This is a genomic window from Rubrimonas sp. (assembly GCF_036788415.1).
GTDB lineage: Bacteria > Pseudomonadota > Alphaproteobacteria > Rhodobacterales > Rhodobacteraceae > Rubrimonas.
Genome location: NZ_DAIQNN010000231.1, coordinates 1 through 1,959 on the forward strand (window position 1 = coordinate 1; position 1,959 = coordinate 1,959).

Annotated in this window: 2 protein-coding genes; both read right to left on the reverse strand. The window is 68.9% G+C overall.

All coding sequences use genetic code 11. The features are described 5' to 3' along the window. The coding region (gene traG / locus V7Q31_RS18985; protein ID WP_442976783.1) for an IncP-type conjugal transfer protein TraG at positions 1–1,430 on the reverse strand (1,430 nt) is incomplete at its 3' end. An 11-nt stretch (positions 1,431–1,441) separates the two neighbouring features. Further along, positions 1,442–1,959 (reverse strand): DUF3363 domain-containing protein (locus V7Q31_RS18990; RefSeq protein WP_333835398.1); only part of this gene is annotated, 518 nt, incomplete at its 5' end.

A 1,959-nucleotide genomic window follows, 5' to 3' on the forward strand; every position in this document is an offset into this window, starting at 1 on the left:
GCCGTGCGCTCGTCATTGGTCGCGAAGGCGACGCGCACATGGCAGTTGTCGAGGATGGCGTTGTTCTGCCCGTAGGCCTTCTCGATCTGGTTCAGCGACTGGGCGATCAGGAAGGCCTTGAGCCCATAGCCCGCCATGAAGGCGAGCTGGCTCTCGAAGAAGTCGAGCCGCCCGAGCGCCGGGAACTCGTCGAGCATCAGCAGGATGCGATGGCGTCGGCCCTTCGCTTCGAGCTCTTCGGTCAGCCTGCGCCCGATCTGGTTGAGGACGAGGCGCACGAGTGGCTTGGTGCGCGAGATGTCCGAGGGCGGGACGACGAGATAGAGGGTCACCGGACGACTGCCCAAGACGAGGTCGTCGATGCGCCAGTCGCAGCGGCGCGTGACCCTGGCGACCACGGGGTCGCGATATAGACCGAGGAAACTCATCGCGGTCGAGAGCACGCCAGATCGCTCGTTCTCGGACTTGTTCAGGAGCTCGCGGGCGGCCTGCGCGACCACCGGATGCGGACGGTCGCCGAGATGCGGCGTGCGCATCATCGCAGCAAGCGTCGCCTCGATCGGACGTTTCGGGTCTGACAGGAATGCAGCCACACCGGCGAGCGTCTTGTCGGCTTCCGCGTAGAGGACGTGGAGGATCGCGCCGACGAGCAGCGAATGGCTGGTCTTCTCCCAATGGTTCCGGCGTTCGAGCTGGCCCTCGGGATCGACGAGGATGTCGGCGACGTTCTGCACGTCGCGCACTTCGCTGTCGCCGCGCCGGACCTCAAGCAGCGGGTTGTAGGCGGCGCTCGCCGGGTTGGTCGGATCGAACAGCAGGACGCGGGAGAAACGCGCGCGCCAGCCTGCGGTGAGCTGCCAGTTCTCGCCCTTGATGTCGTGCACGATCGCCGAGCCCGGCCAGGTCAGGAGCGAGGGGACGACGAGGCCGACGCCCTTGCCCGACCGGGTCGGGGCGAAGCAGAGCACGTGTTCCGGGCCGTCATGGCGCAGATAGCGCTCTTCGTAGCGCCCGAGCACCACCCCGTCCTCGCCGAGCAGGCCCGCCGCCTCGACATCCGTGCGGCTGGCCCAGCGGGCCGAGCCATAGGTGGTCACGTCGCTCGCCTCGCGGGCGCGCAGCACCGAGAGAAAGATCGCGACGGCGATGGCGGCGATGCCGCCCGAGCCCGCGATGATCGCGCCCTCAACGAAGACGCGTGGCGCATAGGCGTCGTACCAGTACCACCAGACGAAGAAGCTCCAGGGCGCGTAGACCGGCCAGCCGAAGAGTTCGGTCATGGGCGCGCCGAGCTGCGGCTGGTGGCCGAGCCGGAAGGCAACCCATTGCGCCGCCGCCCAGACGAAGAGCAGCGCGACGCCCGTGACGATGACGATCTGTCCCCAGAGGATCTTGGTGGCGGGCGAACTGCGGTCCTTGCTCATCGTCATATAGTCCTCTGTCAGATCCCGAGCCCGCGCTTGCGGCCGAGGGTCCAGTCAACACCGCCGCCGGGCGTGACCGTGCCGGCGATATGCTGGCCGAGATGCTGATCGAGCTGCGGTTTCCACGGGACGAGTTCGAACCCCATCCCGTCATCGAGCATGGCGAAGCGGCCCGAGGCGAGGTCGAGACGCTGGCGGTAGACACCGGACACGGTCTCGCCCTCGGCGGATGCGCGGAACGTGAGACCCGTCTGGTCCAGCAGCTTCGCTGCGGCCGCGTCGAGGTCGCGCCCGCGCAAGGTGGCGAGCAGGTCTCGGGCGAAGGTGACGCCGCGCCCGGACCGTGTCGCGAGACCTTCCGCGACGAGGTGATCGGCGCGCCGCTCCAGCGCCGCGCGCACCTCGGCGCCGAACCCGCCATGGCTGAGCGGGGCGTGGGCCTTGGCGAGCGCCAGTCGGTCGAGCCAGGTCGCGCCGTCCGCGCTGAGCTGCGCCTGGAGCGAGAGGTCCGAGCGGCCGACGAGCGACAGGACCG